At 70.2% G+C, this 16,469-nt stretch carries 15 protein-coding genes; 8 read left to right on the top strand and 7 right to left on the bottom strand.

The window, feature by feature from the left end; all coding sequences use genetic code 11:
- Positions 1 to 48: 48 nt before the first annotated feature.
- The 5 genes from Aco04nite_RS17745 to Aco04nite_RS17725 all read right to left on the bottom strand — a co-directional run bounded on the left by Aco04nite_RS17745 (position 49) and on the right by Aco04nite_RS17725 (position 4,127).
- Complete coding sequence (locus Aco04nite_RS17745) at positions 49 to 693, bottom strand: response regulator (RefSeq protein ID WP_212998339.1); 645 nt, start codon at positions 691 to 693, stop codon at positions 49 to 51.
- Positions 690 to 1,784 (bottom strand): sensor histidine kinase, encoded by a 1,095-nt coding sequence (locus Aco04nite_RS17740; RefSeq protein ID WP_212998338.1) that lies wholly within the window; start codon positions 1,782 to 1,784, stop codon positions 690 to 692. The genes Aco04nite_RS17745 and Aco04nite_RS17740 overlap by 4 nt, the downstream gene beginning before the upstream one ends.
- A 26-nt stretch (positions 1,785 to 1,810) precedes the next feature.
- Positions 1,811 to 2,035, bottom strand: a complete 225-nt coding sequence (locus Aco04nite_RS17735) for a hypothetical protein (RefSeq protein ID WP_212998337.1) — start codon at positions 2,033 to 2,035, stop codon at positions 1,811 to 1,813.
- 260 nt (positions 2,036 to 2,295) lie between these two features.
- Entirely contained in the window at positions 2,296 to 3,099 is an 804-nt protein-coding gene (locus Aco04nite_RS17730; RefSeq protein WP_212998336.1) for an SAM-dependent methyltransferase, read from the bottom strand.
- The gene (locus tag Aco04nite_RS17725) at positions 3,096 to 4,127 is read right to left on the bottom strand and encodes a LacI family DNA-binding transcriptional regulator (RefSeq protein ID WP_212998335.1); all 1,032 of its coding nucleotides are present in this window, start codon (positions 4,125 to 4,127) and stop codon (positions 3,096 to 3,098) included. The genes Aco04nite_RS17730 and Aco04nite_RS17725 overlap by 4 nt, the downstream gene beginning before the upstream one ends.
- 127 nt (positions 4,128 to 4,254) lie before the next feature.
- Here Aco04nite_RS17725 and Aco04nite_RS17720 point away from each other — a divergent pair, with 127 nt between their 5' ends.
- The 7 genes from Aco04nite_RS17720 to Aco04nite_RS17690 are packed head-to-tail and all read left to right on the top strand — an operon-like array spanning position 4,255 to position 11,940.
- On the top strand, positions 4,255 to 5,478 hold the full coding sequence (locus Aco04nite_RS17720; RefSeq protein WP_212998334.1) for an amino acid ABC transporter substrate-binding protein: 1,224 nt from the start codon (positions 4,255 to 4,257) through the stop codon (positions 5,476 to 5,478).
- A 7-nt stretch (positions 5,479 to 5,485) separates the two neighbouring features.
- A complete protein-coding gene (locus Aco04nite_RS17715; RefSeq protein WP_212998333.1) occupies positions 5,486 to 6,373 on the top strand; it encodes a branched-chain amino acid ABC transporter permease in 888 nt (295 codons plus the stop codon).
- A complete protein-coding gene (locus Aco04nite_RS17710) occupies positions 6,357 to 7,454 on the top strand; it encodes a branched-chain amino acid ABC transporter permease (RefSeq protein ID WP_212998332.1) in 1,098 nt (365 codons plus the stop codon). Before Aco04nite_RS17715 ends, Aco04nite_RS17710 begins: the two co-directional genes overlap by 17 nt.
- Positions 7,451 to 8,179: an ABC transporter ATP-binding protein gene (locus Aco04nite_RS17705; protein WP_212998331.1), complete on the top strand. Its 729-nt coding sequence runs from the start codon at positions 7,451 to 7,453 to the stop codon at positions 8,177 to 8,179. The genes Aco04nite_RS17710 and Aco04nite_RS17705 overlap by 4 nt, the downstream gene beginning before the upstream one ends.
- On the top strand, positions 8,169 to 8,912 hold the full coding sequence (locus Aco04nite_RS17700; RefSeq protein ID WP_212998330.1) for an ABC transporter ATP-binding protein: 744 nt from the start codon (positions 8,169 to 8,171) through the stop codon (positions 8,910 to 8,912). The genes Aco04nite_RS17705 and Aco04nite_RS17700 overlap by 11 nt, the downstream gene beginning before the upstream one ends.
- A gap of 10 nt (positions 8,913 to 8,922) precedes the next feature.
- A complete protein-coding gene (locus Aco04nite_RS17695) occupies positions 8,923 to 9,870 on the top strand; it encodes a LamG-like jellyroll fold domain-containing protein (protein ID WP_212998329.1) in 948 nt (315 codons plus the stop codon).
- A gap of 3 nt (positions 9,871 to 9,873) precedes the next feature.
- On the top strand, positions 9,874 to 11,940 hold the full coding sequence (locus tag Aco04nite_RS17690) for a PQQ-dependent sugar dehydrogenase (RefSeq protein WP_212998328.1): 2,067 nt from the start codon (positions 9,874 to 9,876) through the stop codon (positions 11,938 to 11,940).
- A gap of 42 nt (positions 11,941 to 11,982) precedes the next feature.
- Here Aco04nite_RS17690 and Aco04nite_RS17685 read toward each other — a convergent pair whose 3' ends face one another.
- Both Aco04nite_RS17685 and Aco04nite_RS17680 read right to left on the bottom strand, forming a co-directional pair.
- Positions 11,983 to 13,599, bottom strand: coding sequence for a nickel/cobalt transporter (locus Aco04nite_RS17685; protein WP_212998327.1), 1,617 nt, complete (start codon positions 13,597 to 13,599; stop codon positions 11,983 to 11,985).
- On the bottom strand, positions 13,596 to 14,906 hold the full coding sequence (locus Aco04nite_RS17680) for a tetratricopeptide repeat protein (RefSeq protein WP_212998326.1): 1,311 nt from the start codon (positions 14,904 to 14,906) through the stop codon (positions 13,596 to 13,598). Before Aco04nite_RS17680 ends, Aco04nite_RS17685 begins: the two co-directional genes overlap by 4 nt.
- Positions 14,907 to 15,054: 148 nt before the next feature.
- On the opposite strand from Aco04nite_RS17680, the gene Aco04nite_RS17675 reads away from it, so the two are divergent.
- Positions 15,055 to 16,458 carry a DUF4331 domain-containing protein gene (locus tag Aco04nite_RS17675; protein ID WP_212998325.1) on the top strand — a complete coding sequence of 468 codons (1,404 nt, stop codon included), beginning with the start codon at positions 15,055 to 15,057 and terminating at the stop codon, positions 16,456 to 16,458.
- The last annotated feature ends 11 nt before the right edge of the window (positions 16,459 to 16,469 follow it).

Genomic DNA, 16,469 nt, shown 5'->3' with positions numbered 1-16,469 from the left:
GAGGCCGGCGCGGGCGGTTCAGCCGGGCATGAGGCCGGCGGGGATGGCTCAGCCGGGCATGAGGCCGGCGCGGACGGCGAAGACGACGAGCTGGGCGCGGTCACGGGCGTGCAGTTTGAGCATCGCGCGACCGACGTGGGTGCGGACGGTCGCGGGACTGAGGAGCAGCTCGGCGGCGATCTCGTCGTTGGAGCGGCCGGTCGCCACCCAGGCGACGATCTCGCGTTCCCGGGCGGTCAGCAGCTCGAACGGGGGCGCGGCGCCCGGCTCCGGGCCGTACCGGTCGACCAGCCGCCGGGTGACCGAGGGTGAGAGCAGTGCCTCTCCGCCCGCCGCCGCCCGGATCGCGCGGACCAGGTCGCCGGGGTCCGCGTCCTTGAGCACGAACCCGCTCGCCCCGGCCCGCAGCGCACCGAACAGGTACTCGTCGGTCTCGAACGTCGTCACCACGACCACCCGCGTGGCGTCGAGCGTGGGATCCGCGGTCACCCGCCGCAACACCTCGAGCCCGTCCAGCCCCGGCATCCGGATGTCGACCAGCGCCACGTCGGGCCGGGCCTGCCGGATGACGGCGAGCGCCTGCGTGCCGTCGGCAGCTTCCCCGACGAGCTGCATGTCCGCCTCGCGCTCGATCAGCACCCGCAACCCCATCCGGATCAGGGACTGATCGTCGGCGAGCACCACCCGGATCATTCAGGCCTCACAGGTACGCACGCAGCCACCACAAATCCGCCGTCCTCCGAGTGCCGCGCGGTGAGTGTGCCGCCCGCCTCTTCCACCAGGTCACGAATCCCCGGGATGCCACTGCCCGCGCCCCCGCCGACGCCACGGCCGTCGTCCTCGACCGTGACGCTCAGCTCGCCCGCGTGCCGCTCGACCGTGACCGTGGCGTGGGCCGCGCCGGCGTGCCGCAACACGTTGGTCAGCGCCTCCCGCACCACGCGGTAGGCGATCGCGCCCGCCTGCTCCGGCACCCCGGACGCGTCGATGCTCCGGAGCTCGACCGCCAGGCCCGCGCTCCGGGCGCTCCGGGCCAGCGCGTCGAGACCCGCCAGCCCGGGCTCGGGTGCCTGAGCGCGCAGGACACGCCGCAACTCGTCCAGGGCTGCGGTGCTCGTCTCACGGATGGCCTGCAGCGAGGCGCGTACCTGATCGGGCTGCTCGTCCACGACGACCAGGGCGACCCCCGCCTGCATCGCGATCACCGCGAACCCGTGACCGGCCACGTCGTGCACCTCACGCGACATCCGTACGCGCTCCTCGAGCGCGACCCGAGCGATGAGATCGCGCCGTTCGCGCTCCCCGGCCTCCCGGGCCTGCGCTGCCGCCTGCCGCCTGGTGCGCGCCAGCGCTCCGAGCGCCCAGGGAACAACGAGCCACCACGCTCCCCACAGCACGATGCCGAACACCGGCACGGACGTGTGGGTCGTGAAGCGTGGCGCAGCGACCATGATCAGCACCGCCCCCGCGATCGCCACCGCCGCGCCGGAGACCCGCACCGCGCGGCGGACACTGACCTCGGCCATGGCCCAGGCGGTGCAGAGCAGCACCGGGCCGAACGGGTATCCGGCCAGCACGTAACCGGCCGTGGCTGCGAGCGCGCCACCGAGCGCGATCAGCGGCATCGTCCGCCAGGCGAGCGAGCCCGCGGCCACGGCGATCAGCGCGAACGCGCCTCCGTCGAGCGGTCGCGGAGGCTCCTGGACGCCGGCCGCCCACAGGGTCCCACCGGACACGACGACTGCCGCGGCGGCGGCGATCAGCACGTCACGGCGGGGGATCACCACCCCAGCCTAGGTAAGGGTGCGGCTCATTGTCGTCCACCACCGGGCGACACCGGCGTACGAAGATCTGCGTACTCCCCGGCGGCCGGGTCGGGCAGGTCGGGCGGGTCTGGCAGGTCTGGCAGGTCCGGCAGGTCTGGCAGGTCCGGCAGGTCGTCCAGCATGCGGTCGACGCGGCGGGAGGCGATCGTGAAGGACCGGATGAGAAGGCCCGTGCCCGCCAGCGACAGCACAGCAATGGCAGCACGCATTGTTTCGACCCCCGTGAAACCACGATCCCCGTTGACGTCGGGAATCTACGGAGATCCACATCGGACGACAAGTGAACAGTCGGATTCGAGCTAAAGCGTATCTGGCGGATCATCAAGGTCTACGGCTGCCGCAGAAAGGTCGCGCATCCTGGTATCCAGCGCACCATTCAGCCTCGTGGCAGGGACCGTGACCGTGTCGGGTCTCCCTCAGGCGAACGACCATGCCCTGGTTGGCCGTGACACGGACCGGCCGTGCGGCGTCATCGGTGGACGAGCCGGCCGACGCCGCAGAAGTGGGAGACCGGGGAACTGTCGGCGTCCGGGTCCGGGTGCCATTGTGAGCAGGTCGTGATGCCGGGGTCGACCAGGTCGAGGTCCTGGAAGAAGGCCGCCACGCCGGCCCGGTCGCGCAGGCGCATCTCGGCGCCGCCGGTGGAATTCCACAGCCGGACCGCCTCGGTCATCTCGGGGCCGTCGACCTCCGTGGTCGGGTGCGAGATCACCAGGAAACTGCCGGGGGGTACGGCGTCCAGCAGCTGTCGTACCGTCGTGTGGGCCTGGTCGTCCTCGATGATGAAGTTGAGGATGCCGAGCAGCATCACCGCCACCGGCTTGCCGAAGTCGAGGGTCCGGGCGGCGCGGTCGAGGATCTTGGCGGGTTCGCGCAGGTCGGCGTCGATGTAGTCGGTGGCTCCCTGGGGTGTGCTGGTGAGCAGGGCCCGGGCGTGGGTGAGCACCAGCGGGTCGTTGTCCACGTAGACGACGCGGGAATCCGGCGCGGCGCGCTGGGCGACCTCGTGGGTGTTGTCGGCGGTGGGCAGGCCGGTGCCGATGTCCAGGAACTGGCGGATGCCGGCCTGCGTGGTGAGGTGCCGCACGGCTCTGCGCAGGAACGCTCGGTCCGCGCGGGCCGAGGTGACCAGGCCGGGGACCAGGGCGACGATCTGCTCGCCCGCGGCCCGGTCGACGGCGAAGTTGTCCTTGCCGCCGAGCCAATAGTTCCAGATCCGCGCGCTGTGCGGGACGGTCGTCTCGACCCCGCCGGTCTGGTCGAAATCATTCATCGGGGCACCGGTCCTGAGGAGTCGCGGATCATCAAGGTCTGCCCGGTGGCACGCCGGCGAGGGCGGGCCGCGGCCGGTTTGAGGGCCAGTTCGAGCGCCATCCGGCCCATGTCCGTCATCGGCAGCCGGACGGTGGTGAGCGAGGGGGCGAGGTCTGCCGCGACCGACACGTCGTCGAAGCCGACCACCGACATGCGCTCGGGCACCGAGATGCCGCGGGCGCGCAGGGCGGACAGCACGCCGATCGCCATCGCGTCGTTGAGCGCGACGATCGCGGTTGTCTCTGGGTGCTCCTGGACGATGCGGTCGGCGGCGGCCTTACCACCGTCGCGGGTGAAGTCGGTGTGCACGATCGGCAGGTCGTCCAGGTCGATGCCGTGCTGGCGCAGCGCTGAGGCGACGCCCGCCTGGCGGTCCACGACGGTGGTCAGCCCGGGTGTGCCGGCCGCGATCGCGATCCTGCGGTGCCCGAGCGACAACAGGTGGGTGGCCAGCGCGTGCCCGCCGGCCTCGTTGTCCGGCAGGACCGCGTCCACCCCGAGGGAGTGCCGGCCGATGACGGCCACCCGCCCTCCCGTCCTGCGGTACGCCGAGAGCGCCTCGCGTGCCTCCGCCTCGATCCGCGCGTCCGTGTAGCCGGAGCCCGCGATGATGATGATGCCCACCTGCTGCGCGGTGAGGTGGCGGATCTGGCGCAGCTCGTGATCGGGGTCGCGGCCGGAGTGGCAGATCTGGACGAGCAGGCTCTGCTCGTCGGCGATCTGGATGACCCCGCCGGCGATCTCCGAGAAGTACGGGTCGTCGACCTGATGCACGACCAGGCCGACCGTGGAGCTGGCGCCGCCCGCGAGCGTCCGGGCGTACGGATTGGCTATGTATCCGAGGTCCTGCGAGATCTGCCGGATGCGATCGGCGACCTCCGCGCTCACGCCCTCGCGCCCGGCGAGGGCGCGTGATGCGGTGGCCAGGGAGACGCCTGCTCGTTCGGCGACGTCGGCGAGGCGCAGCCTCGGGCCGGGTTTGGGCATCCGTCCACTCTCCACAGAACTTCGCCCGTGTTGTGTTACGGGAGTATTGCCAGTGACGTGAAGCACAGCCTAGGCTACGTAAGCGCTTCCGCAAGCGCTTACGTCCCTGACAAAGGAGCTTCCGCGGATGCCTTCCATCTTTCGGCGTACCCACTGGGCCACGGCCCTGGGAGCGACATTCCTTCTGACTCTCGGCGCGTGCAGCGGGGGAGGCGACGGTGGGGAATCGGCTGACGATCCCATCACCGTCGGCATCTCCCTGCCGCTGACCGGCGATTTCTCCGAGCCCGGCAAGGGGGTGCAGCAGGGCTACGAGGCGTGGGCGAAGATCGTCAACGACCGGGGTGGCCTGCTGGGCCGTCAGGTCGAGCTGAAGATCCTCGACGACCAGTCCAGCGCGGACCGGGTCGTCGCCGACTACGAGCAGCTGATCGGCAGCGACCAGGTCGACCTGGTGGTCGGGCCGTTCTCCACCCGGCTGGTGGTCCCGGCCGGACGCGTGGCCAGCGAGTACGGCATGTTGTTCGTCGAGCCGGCCGGCGCGGCGAACGAGGTCTTCACGCAGGGCTTCAAGAACCTGTTCTACGCCGCCCCCGCGGTGGCCCAGGACCACTACAACCACCTGGCCACGTACATTCTCGCGCTTCCGGCGGATCAACGGCCCAAGACGGTGGCGTACGCCGCCATGGACGACCCGTTCGCGCAGGGCACGGCGTACGGGCTGAAGGCGAAGCTCGAAGCCGGCGGCATCAAGACCGTCGTCGACGAGGTCTACCCGCCGAACACCACCGACTTCGGCAGCATCGCGGCGAAGATCGCGGCGTCCAAGGCCGACATGGTGGTGGGCGGCTCGCAGTACCAGGACGGCGTCAACCTGATCGTCGCCCTGCAGCAGCTGCGCTACCAGCCGAAGATGGCGGCGTTCTCGACCGCGCCGACCGAGCCCGAGTTCGCGAAGGCCATCGGCAACAAGACCGAGGGCATCCTCTCGCCGACCGGGTACAGCCAGGACGCGCCGTACCCGAGCAACAAGGAGTTCGTCGAGAAGTACACCGCCCAGTTCGGCAAGGCCCCCGAGGAGGACCAGGCGAACGCGTACACCACCGGTCAGGTCGTCGAGGCCGCGGTGACCGCCGCCGGCTGCGCCGAGCAGGGCGAATGCCAGCAGAAGATGATCGACTGGGTGCACGCGAACAAGGTGGAGACGGTGGTCGGCCCGCTCACGTGGGACGCCACCGGTAAGCCGCAGGGCGCGCACATGATCCAGCAGTGGATCGGCGGCGAGATCAAGATCGTGCTCCCGGACGCGACCAAGGAGGCCGCTCTCCTCTATCCGAAACCGGCGTGGTGAGGCGCGGATGCCCTCAGGCGGTCTCCTGCTGCAGAGCATCATCCTCGGCCTGCTCCTGGGCGGCCTCTACGCCCTGCTAGCGGCCGGTCTGACCCTGTACTTCGGGATCATGCGGGTGGTGATGATCGCCCATTCGGCGTTCCTCATCCTCGCGGCGTACCTCGCCTGGTGGTGCAACGAACGGCTCGGCGTCGACCCGCTGCTGTCGCTGCTCGTCACGGTCCCGCTGTTCTTCGGTGCCGGGGTGCTGCTGCAACGCATGCTGCTGTCCCGGCTGCGCGCGGCGACGCTGACGATGATGTCGGTCCTGCTCACGTTTGCGATCGCGCTCATCATCGAGGGCCTGCTCGGGTACGCGTTCTCGGGCACCCAGCGCCGCATCCAGCTCGGCTACGGCTCGGCGAGCTTCGGGCTGTTCGGGGCGCGCATCGCCGTGGTGAAACTGATCGCGTTCGGCCTGGCGGTCGTCGCGCTCGGCTCGCTCTACCTGCTCATGAAACGGACCTCGTTCGGCTGGGCGTTGCGCGCCACCATCCAGCACCCGGACGCGGCCCGCCTGGTCGGTATCGACACCGAACGCATCGCCGGTTTCGGGTTCGGGCTCGGCCTGGCGACCGCCGCGGTCGGTGGCACCGCGTTGTCGCTCGACACGACCATCTACCCGTCCCTGCACTGGCACTGGATCGGGCCGCTGATGGCGATCATCGTGGTCGGCGGCCTGGGCAGCGTCCCGGGCGCGGCGGCCGCGGCGATGCTGCTCGGACTGGGGCAGAGCCTGCTGCAGATCCCGATGGGTACGACCTGGGCGCAGACCGTCTTCTACGTGGCGCTCTTCGCGACGCTGGCCTTCCGGCCGCAGGGATTCTTCGGAGGCCGTCTTGCCCAACGTTTCTAGACGCTGGTTCCCGCTGGGCGCGGTGGCCGTGCTGGCCGCCGCGATCCTGGCCTTCCCGAGCCTGGCCCCCAACCCGTACATCCTGTCGTCCGGCGTCGTGGTGCTGAACTACGCGGTGCTCGCCACCTCGTGGAACTTCGTCGGCGGCTTCACCGGCTACATCTCGCTCGGTCACGGCGCGCTCGCCGGTCTCGGCGGTTACGCGACCGGCCTGCTCGTGACCAGGGCGGACCTGCCCTCCTTCGTCGCTCTGCTGGTCGCGGCTCTGCTGGTCGCGGCGCTCGCGGTCCCGCTCGGGCTGGCCGCTCTGCGCGTACGTGGCGCTTCGTTCGTGATCGTCTCGATCGCGCTCGTGCTCATCCTGCTGCTCGTCTTCCAGAGCTGGGCGTCCCTGACCGGGGGTTCCCGCGGCCTGGTCGTCCCCCGGCCCTTCCCGGGCCTGTTGCGCCCCGAGCACCACCGGGTCTTCTTCTATCTGTACGCGGCCCTGCTCGCCGTCGCCGTGCTCACGTGGTGGCTGCTCGACCGCAGCCGCTTCGGGCTCGGCCTCAAGGCGATCCGGGAGGACGAGGACAAGGCGGAGGCACTCGGCACACCGACGTACGCGTACAAGCTGATCGTCTTTGTCCTGTCCGCGGCCTTCACCGCGCTGTCCGGCGGGCTCTACGCGCTGTGGTTCGGCGACCTCGACCCGGTGTTCCAGTTCTCCGTCCTGACCGGCTCCTACCTGGTGCTGATGGCGCTGCTCGGCGGTGTCCGCACCCTGTTCGGCCCGCTGGTCGGCGCCCTGATCGTCGGCACCGCCCTCGAGTACTTCAAGACCGAGTTCGGCAGCACCCCGCTGCACCTGGTCGCCACGGGCGTCCTGCTCGCCGTGGTCGTCCTGGTCATGCCGGACGGCGTGCTCCCGGCGATCGCCGCGGGCTGGCGCAGGCTGCGCCCCGGCGAGCAGAGCTCCATCCGCGAGATGACGGCGGCCGACCTGGCCGAGCAGCGCCACCGGTCCCGGCACGACGACCGGTCCGGCCCGCAGGGCGATCGGCCCGCAGCGGGAGAGACGCGGGAGGAGGTGCACGGATGACGCTGGAGACGGTGGAGTTGCGCAAGGCGTTCGGGGGCGTGGTCGCGCTCGACGGTGCCTCGGTCGCGTTCCAGGCCGGGAAGGTCAACGCGCTGATCGGGCCGAACGGATCGGGCAAGACGACGTTCTTCAACTGTGTGACCGGGATGATCCGGCCGGACAGCGGGCGGACGACGTACCAGGGACAGGAGATCACGCGGAAACCGCCGCATGCGATCGCCCGGGCGGGCGTCGGGCGTACGTTTCAGCTCTGCCGGGTCTTTCCCCGGATGACGGCGCTGGACAACGTGCTCGCGGCCGTGCGGCCCGGGGGTTTCCCGAAGGGGCTGCGCGGCGCGCGCAGCCGCAGCGACCTGGACCGGGCACGCGGCTGGCTCACCCGGCTCGGGATCGAGCATCTCGCCGACGCCGAGGCCCGCGCGATGTCGTGGGGGCAGCAGAAACTCCTGGAGCTCGCCGGGGTGCTCATGGCCGAGCCCGAGACGATCCTGCTCGACGAGCCGGCCGGCGGCGTCAACCCGGCGCTGCTCGACCGGATCGGGGCGCTGGTGCGCGAGCTGAACGCCGAGGGCCGTACGTTCGTGATCGTCGAGCACAACATGGACCTGGTCATGAGCATCAGCGACCACGTCGTGGTGTTCGACCGGGGCCGCCCGATCGCCGCCGGCCCGCCCTCCGTGATCCGTACCGACGAGCGTGTCCTGGGGGCCTACCTTGGCGTCTGAGTTCGAACTGGTGGATGTCCAGGCGGGGTACGGGCGGGCCGCGCCCGTGCTGCGCGGGTTCAGCGTCGCCGTGCCCGCCGGGTCGGTCGTGTGTCTCGTCGGGCCCAACGGCGCCGGCAAGTCGACGGTGCTCAAGGTGGCGAGCGGGCTGCTCCCGCCCCGCTCCGGCCGCATCGTCGTCGGCGGGGTCGACCTGACCGGCGCCGGGCCGCAGCGCATGCTCGCTGCCGGGGTGGCGCTCGTGCTGCAGGGCCACAGCGTGTTCCGGGAGATGACCGTCGAGGAGAACGTGCTGCTCGGCGCGTACACCCTCAAGGACAAGGCGAAACGCGCCGAGCGGGCGGCGTTCGTCAAGGAGCTGTTCCCGGTGGTGGCCGCGCGCTGGGGAACCCTCGCGGGGCTGCTCTCCGGCGGGCAGCAGAAACAGGTCGAGTTCGCGCGGTCGCTCATGATCGACCCCCGCGTCGTGCTGCTCGACGAGCCGTCCATGGGGCTCGACCCGAAAGCGACAACCACGATTTTCGAGCAGGTCGCCCGGATGCGCGATGCCGGCACGGCCGTCCTGCTGGTCGAGCAGAACGCTCGGCGCGCGCTGGAGACGGCCGACCTCGGCTGCGTGCTCGACCTCGGCCGGGTGCACATCTCCGGACCGGCCGCGGACCTGCTGGCCGATCCTCAGCTGGGCGAGCTCTATCTGGGCGGACGCCCTGGAGAAGTCAACAAAGCATCGTGAGGAGTTCTTCATGAGAACCGGACTCGCGTTCATCGCCGTAACCGCCGTCCTGGCGGCCGGCGCTTCCGCCGCGCCCGTGCGGGCCGGTGACAACGGGCCGCACGACGTTCATCCATCCCTGCGATCCGACCTGGTCGCCTTCTACGACTTCGACCATCCGCAGCGCGGGGACGCCGCCCTGGAAGTGGATCAGGGGCGGTCCGGGACGGAGATCGAGCTGGTCAACGGCGGCGGCGCCATGCGCGTACCCGACAGGGCCTATCGCGGTAGCGGGCGTGCGTTGCAGACGCAGCAGATCAATCCCGAAACGACCGGCAACGACGACTGGAAGGCCGGGATCTACTCGGCCAGCGGCGTGCGCACCCTGCGCCCGTTCAACGCGGTCGAGGGTGTCACGGTGATGGGCTGGTTCAAGCGGCAGATGGACGGGCCGCTGCTCAACACCGTCACGCCCGACCCCGCCGACCGCTACAACGCGATCGGGCTGGCCGGGCTTCTCACCGGCGACTCGGACGGGCACGCCGTCCGGTCGCTGCTCGAACTGATCGACGTGAACGGCACCCTGCGGCTCGTCGCGCTCGGGCGGCGGATCGACGGTGGCAACTCCAACACGTTCGCCGCCAGTGCGGACTGGCGGACCATTCTGCCGCGGGACGTCTGGGTGCACATCACCGCCACGTTCGATTACAGCACCGGTGTCATGGCCCTTTACCGCAACGGTGTGCCGGTCGAGGGCTTCTACACGCGTACCGATGATCCCTGGCTCCTGAACGGCCCGGGACCGCACGTCACAACCGCCACCGACCCTCGGGGTATCAAGATCGGCGGCAGTTTCCCGCTGAACGAGGTCGAGCGTAATCCCTGCAATTGCCGGATGGACGCGCTCATGTTCCTGGACAGCTCGCTGTCCGCGCGTGCCATCGCCACTCAGTACCGCTACATGACCGGTTCGAGGTGACCCATGCGCATCCGTTCCCTGCTAGCCACGTTACTACTGTCCACTGTGGTCCTTGTTGTGCCCACCGCCGCGCGGGCCGACGAAGGCGCCATCTATGACCCCATCCCGACCGAGCCCGTCACGTCCCGGCTCGGGCTTGTTCTGCAGGAATATGCGAACTTCCCGCAGTCCGAGCCGACACCCGCACCCATTGACGCGCGGTTGATGCGCAAGGCGCGTATCAACACCATCATGGAGGTGCCGGACGGTTCGGGGCGCCGGGCCGTTCCCGACCTGAACGGCAACCTGTACTTCGTGGAGAACGGCGTGCCGCACGTCTATCTCGACGTCGCCGCGAGCTTCGCACCGCAGTTCTTCTCCGGCCGCGGGCTGGGACAGGGCTTCGGATACGTGACGTTCCACCCGGACTTCAAGCGCAACGGCATCTTCTACACGATCCACACCGAGCTGCCGTCCGCTACGCCGGCCGTGCCCGACTATCAGCAGGCGACCGTGCTCTATCACGGCGTCATCGACGAATGGCACGCCACCGATCCGGCCGCGGACACGTTCTCCGGAACCCACCGCGAGGTGCTGCGCATCGGGTTCGGCGGGCAGATCCACGGCATTCAGGAGATCAATTTCAATCCGTACGCCCACCGCGGCGACGCCGACTACGGGCTGCTCTACCTGGCGGTCGGCGACGGCGGCCAGGGCGTCGGCAACACCGACCCGCAGAACCTCGCGATGCCGCACGGCAAACTGCTGCGCATCGACCCGCGCGGCACGAACTCGGCCAACGGCAAGTACGGCATCCCGGCGAACAACCCGTTCGTCGGGCAGGCCGGCAAGCTGGGTGAGATCTACGCGTACGGCTTCCGGGACCCGCACCGGTTCAGCTGGGACAAGGCGACCGGGCGGCTCTACCTCGGCCACATCGGCGAACACGCGATCGAGTCCATCTACGAGGTGCGCGCCGGTGACAACTTCGGCTGGAGCGAGCGCGAGGGTGCGTTCGTCTTCGACAAGACGCCGACCACGCCGTGCGACCGGCTCTACCCGCTGCCGGCCGACGACGCCGGATACGTCTACCCGGTCGCGGCGTACGACCACAACCCGCCGGCGGGCTGGAACTGCACGAGCGACGTCGGTGTCGCCGTCGCCGGTGGCTTCGTCTACCGCGGCTCCGACGTCCCGGCGCTGCGCGGCAAGTACGTCTTCGGCGACCTGGTCAACGGCTGGGTGTTCTACACCGAGGCGAGCGAGATGAAACGCGGTCAGGCCCCGGCCACGATCCACCGCCTGAACCTGTTCGACGCCGCGGGAACGCCCGTCGAGATGCGCGACCTGTCCTCACCCGGCGCCCCCGGCGACCCCAACCGCGTCGACCTGCGCTTCGGCACCGACCGCGAGGGCGAGCTCTACATCGTCGCCAAGGCCAACGCGAAGATCTGGAAGGTGACCGGCACGAAGGTGTACGCAGCTGCCTCTGCCGGCACCACCCACCTGCGTAACGAGCTGCGTCCCAGCAACTGGGCGCCGGTCACGCCGTCGAAGTGGCAGTTCACCGGGCACGAGGCCATCCTCGCCGAGGCGGGCACCGAACGCCCCGGCCCGCGGCGGCCGTTCGAATACGCGATCCAGACCGGCGGCCCGGTCCTGTCGTCCGTCGAGGTGAAAGCGGACGTGCGGCTCGACGAGGAGGTCGAGATCGTCAACCGCGACATCATCATCGTCTTCGGCTGGCGCTCGGACACCGAGTTCTACTACGCCCACCTCTCGACCGACAACACCATCTACCCGCACAACGGCATCTTCAAAGTCAACAACGCCGACCGCGAACGGATCGACTTCCAGTGGAACGGCCGCTCCCGCGGCGCGAACCCGGCAATCATCGACAAGAACTGGCACGACGTCCGCGTCAAGCACCTCCCGGCGACGGGCGAGATCGCGGTCTACGTCGACGGCTCCAAGGACCCGCTGATGACCGCACACGACACGACGTTCACGTCGGGGCGGGTGGGCTTCGGCTCGTTCGACAACATCGGGCGTACCCGTGACTTCCAGGTGACCGGCACGCCAGCGGTCTGATCCTTTCACCGGTGGCCCGGCCTGATGGCCGGGCCACTGCTGTCAGGCGTTGAGCAGGCTCAATGCCGCGAGGCCGGCCATGCCGAGGCCGACCAGCAGGATGATCGTGGCTGTGGCGGTGGGCATGCGGCGGGTGAGGAGGGTGGGCCAGCGGCCGGCGGTGGCTCGGTGGAGGCGGTCGCCCCAGCGGGCCAGGGCGAAGCCGATGCCGGTGAGGGTTGCGGCCAGGCCGATGCCGTACGCGAGGACGAGGATCACGCCGTACCAGGCTCGGCCCAGGGCTGCTGCGCCTAGCAGGACCACCACCGCTGACGGGCTGGGGGAGAGGCCGCCCGCGAAGCCCATGGCCAGCAGGGTCCGCACGCGTACCGGCTCGTCGGGGGCCGGGACGTAATGGGTGTGCGGCCGGCCGTCGCCGTGGTCGTGGGTGTGTGCGTGCCCGTGGTCATGATCGTGGGTGTGGGCGGGCATGACGATCTGCACGCCGGGGTGGATGGCTGTGGTGACGGCGCTCGACGGCGCGGTGATGGACACCAGTGACGGGATGTGTGCCGGGGAAGAGGCGGCGTGGTGGTGCGGCAGGGTGGACGGCTCGGGTAGGTGGGTGTGGGCGGGGGTGCGGAGGCGGCGGATCGCCTGGTGCAGGAGTTGGCCGCCGACGAGGGCTACCAGGATGCCGCTGGTGAGTTTGAGCCAGTCGTAGAGGGAGTCCGGGGCGAGCTGGACCGACGTGGCCAGGATGATGCCCAGGGCGAGGACGCCGAGGGTGTGCGTGACCGCGACCGAGGCTGCCACCGTCAGCGCCTGGCGCAGGCGGCCGCGGGAGCCTACGAGGTAGGCCGCCATGATGGTCTTGCCGTGGCCGGGAGCGACCGCGTGGGCGCCGCCGAGGATCAGGGCGATCAGGACGGCGAGGACGCCGACGCCGAGGGTCAGCCGCGGGTGGCCCACCAGGTCGGTGAACCAGGCGGTGAAACGGTCGACGTCCCGGGCCTGGGAGGTGCCGGTGCCGGCGGGGCCGAAGGGTGCCGGTGCCGCTGCCGGGCCGCCGGGTCGCGCGGTGAAGGACGCTGTGCGGGTGTCTGCGTTCACCGCGCCCGGGGGATAGGCCGTCAGGCGGGCGCTGGTCGAGGTGACAGGCACCGTGGAGGCGATGAGGGTGAAGCGGTCGCCCACGGCGGTGATCTCGCGCCAGCCGATGCGGTCCGGGTATGCGGCGGACTCGTAGGTGATCGGCGTTGCCGTGGTGATGGAGGTGGTGGCGTGCAGGACGCACTGCAGGCGCAGCGTGGTCAGGCCGCCTGCGCCCGGGGGGAACGTCAGTCCGGCCGGCCGGGCGGTGAGCGTCTGGCGCCGTCCGTCCGCGACCAGGGTGCTCGACGTGGCCGCCGCGGTGCAGGTCCGCTGGGCGTAGGAGTCGCTCTCGGCCGCGGACAGGGTCGCGTCGTGGTTGGTGTCGATCTCGTCGTTGCGGGTCTGGTACGCGGGGAGTTCCGCGAGGTCCAGCACGTAGTCGATGTCGATGCCGGCGGTGGTTACGCGCAGGCCTGCGTACTGATTGGTGGTGAAGTTTCCCAGCGGATGGGCCTGGGCCGGTGCCGGGAGAAGGACCACCGCGACGAGACCGAGCAGCACCGCCGCCAGCGCTCTGCGGGTCATTCGGCACCGTCCAGACGGGCGAGCTGCTTGCGGGCGTCCGGAGCGTGGAGCAGGGAGAAGTACGGGTTGATCGCGAGCGCCGCGGCGAAGTCCTTGCGTGCGCCGGGTCTGTCGCCGAGGGCGAGGCGGATCGTGGCGCGCTGGTAGTGGGCGCGGGCGTCGCGGGTGCCGAGGCGCAGGCCCCGGTCGGCGTGGGTGAGTGCCTCGCGGTCGCGTCCGGCTGCGTGCAGGGCCCACGCGTACGCGGTCTCGACGGTCACGCTCGGACGCGCGGCGAACAGCGCCTTCCCCTTCGCGACGGCCGGGCCGGGCTCGCCGTGCTCGGCGTAGAACAGGACCAGATCGATGTCCGTCGTGGCGGGAGTGGCTCCGGGCAGCGCCGCCGCCGCCCGGATGAGCTGGTCGACCGGGGCAGCCGGTTGCCCCGCCGCGGTGAGGGTGTCGGACAGCGTCAACAGATGGTCGACAGTGGGCAGGATCGCGGTCGCCGCGTGCAAATCGGTGAGCGCGCCGGTCAGGTCACCGCGGGCCGCGCGCACCCGGGCCCGGTCGGCGAGCAGTGTCGGCTGGTTCGGGATGCGGGCGAGGCCCTGCGCGTAGTAGTCGCCGGCCGTGGCGAGGTCGCCGGCGCCGAACGCCAGCTCGCCCAGGTGGGTGAGCGCGAACACCGCGTCGGCGTCGCCGCCGGCCACGTCCAGCGCGCGGTGCATCATCGCCGTGGCCTGTGCCAGGTCGCCACGCAGTTCGAACAGGTACGACGCGCGGCCGAACGAGCCGGTGTCGGGGCGCAGGTCGAGCATGCGCTGGACGGCGTCCGTGGCCTCGTCGTAGCGCCCCAGTTCGACGTTCGCGTCGGTCAGCACGCCGTACGCGTCGGCGGAGTACGTGTCCGTGGCGACCGCGCGGCCGGCGTACGACAGAGCCTTGCGGAAGTCGTGCCTCGCCGCGGCGAGCGCGCCCAGGCCGGTGAGGGCGGCGGCGTTCCCGGTCGGCTGCTCCTTCAGCGAGCGGCGCAGGGCGGTCTCGGCGGCGGGGTAGTGGCTGGGGTCGTAGGTGATTCGGGCGAGCTGGACCTGCGCCATGCCGAGCGATGCCCAGCCCTGCCAGTCCCCGGGGACCTCGCCCAGATGGGTGCGGGTCCGGCTGACGAAAGCGTCGAGGGCGGATGTCGCGCTGCCCGCGGAATTGTCCGAGGAATCGGCGGCCGGGGCGTGATCGCGCAGCGGCCCGAGCAGGATCCCGGCGCCGGCGAGCAGGACGCCGGCCACGGCGACGACCAGGACGGGGCGGATCCATCTTCTTCGCACCGGCAAATAGTGCATGACGGACTCTAGCTTTTGATACTGACACGAGTAAGAAAAACCCAATAACCCAACAATACCTCTGAAATGGGGCTACGAAGTCAGATGGGGCGGTGGCATCGGCGCCACCCGCCCGACCTATCCCGGGGGAATAATGAAACTCGCCGTATCCCGCCGACGCCGAGGGCTGCTGGCCGTAGCAGCCGTCGGTGCCTCAGCCGCCTGCGTGGCCGCACTGGCCCCTGTGCAGAGCACGGCCTCCTCGCACCGCGAGGCACCGCTGATCGCGTCGACGCCCAGTCTGGACAACACGGACCTGTACGCGTTCGTGAGCCCGGACATGCCGGACACCGTCACGCTCATCTCGAACTGGACGCCGTTCGAGGAGCCCAACGGTGGCCCGAACTACTACCCGTTCGCCGAGAGCACGGCGCACGACATCAACATCGACAACGATGGTGACGCCAAGCCCGACATCGTGTACCGCTGGACGTTCTCGACGACGTACCAGAACGACGCGACGTTCCTGTACACCACGGGACCCGTCACGTCGCTGGCGGACAAGGACCTGAACGTCCGCCAGACGTACAAGCTCCAGCGCATCACGCCGACCCAGACGAAGACGATCCTGAAGAGCGCGCGGGTGGCGCCCTCGTTCACCGGCAAGGCGTCCATGCCGGACTACGCGACGCTGTCCAACGCGGCCATCACGTCGGCCGGCGCGGGCTCGAAGTCGTTCGCCGGTCAGGCCGACGACCCGTTCTTCGCCGACCTGCGCGTCTTCGACCTGCTCTACGGCGGTGACCTGAGCGAGGTCGGTCAGGACTCGCTCAAGGGCTACAACGTGAACACCATCGCGCTGCGGGTGCCGAAGGCGGATCTCGCGCTCAAGGGCGACGCGACGCGCAACCCGATCGTGGGCATCTGGACCACCACCAAGCGTCTCGGCGCGAGCATGAACGGCAAGCCGGCCACCTCCGTGCAGGTTTCCCGGCTCGGCATGCCGCTGGTCAACGAGGCGGTGCTGCCGCTGCGGGTGAAGAACCAGTTCAACGCCACGCGCCCGGTCAGCGACGCCATGTTCCTCAAGTACGTGACCAACCCCGAGGTGCCGCGTCTGATGGAGGCCATCTACAAGATCCCGGCGCCGGCCACGCCGCGTACCGACCTGGTCGAGGTCTTCCTCACCGGTGTCTGCAAGACCGGCTGCACCGGCCCGGTCGCCGCGGACCTGAACTCGCAGATCCTCAACAAGGACGTGGACAAGAAGGAGTTCGCGCCCAGCGAGCAGCTGCGGCTCAACATGGGTGTGCCGGTCGCGGCCAACCCGAACCGGCTCGGCGTGGTCGGCGGCGACCTCGCCGGCTTCCCGAACGGCCGGCGCCTCGCCGACGACGTGCTCGACGTGACCGTGCAGGCGGCCGAGGGCGTGCTGCTGCCGGGCGCCTCGGACACCGTCAAGGGCCTCGGCGACGGGGTGAACGCGAACGACCACGAGTTCCGCGGCTCGTTCCCGTACGTCTCGCTGCCGAACATGGTCGGGGTCAACGAGAGCTGACCGCTGCTGGA

Origin of the sequence: Winogradskya consettensis (assembly GCF_018332715.1) — a bacterium.
Lineage (GTDB): Bacteria > Actinomycetota > Actinomycetes > Mycobacteriales > Micromonosporaceae > Actinoplanes > Actinoplanes consettensis.
This window is presented reverse-complemented; position numbering and strand designations above follow the sequence as displayed.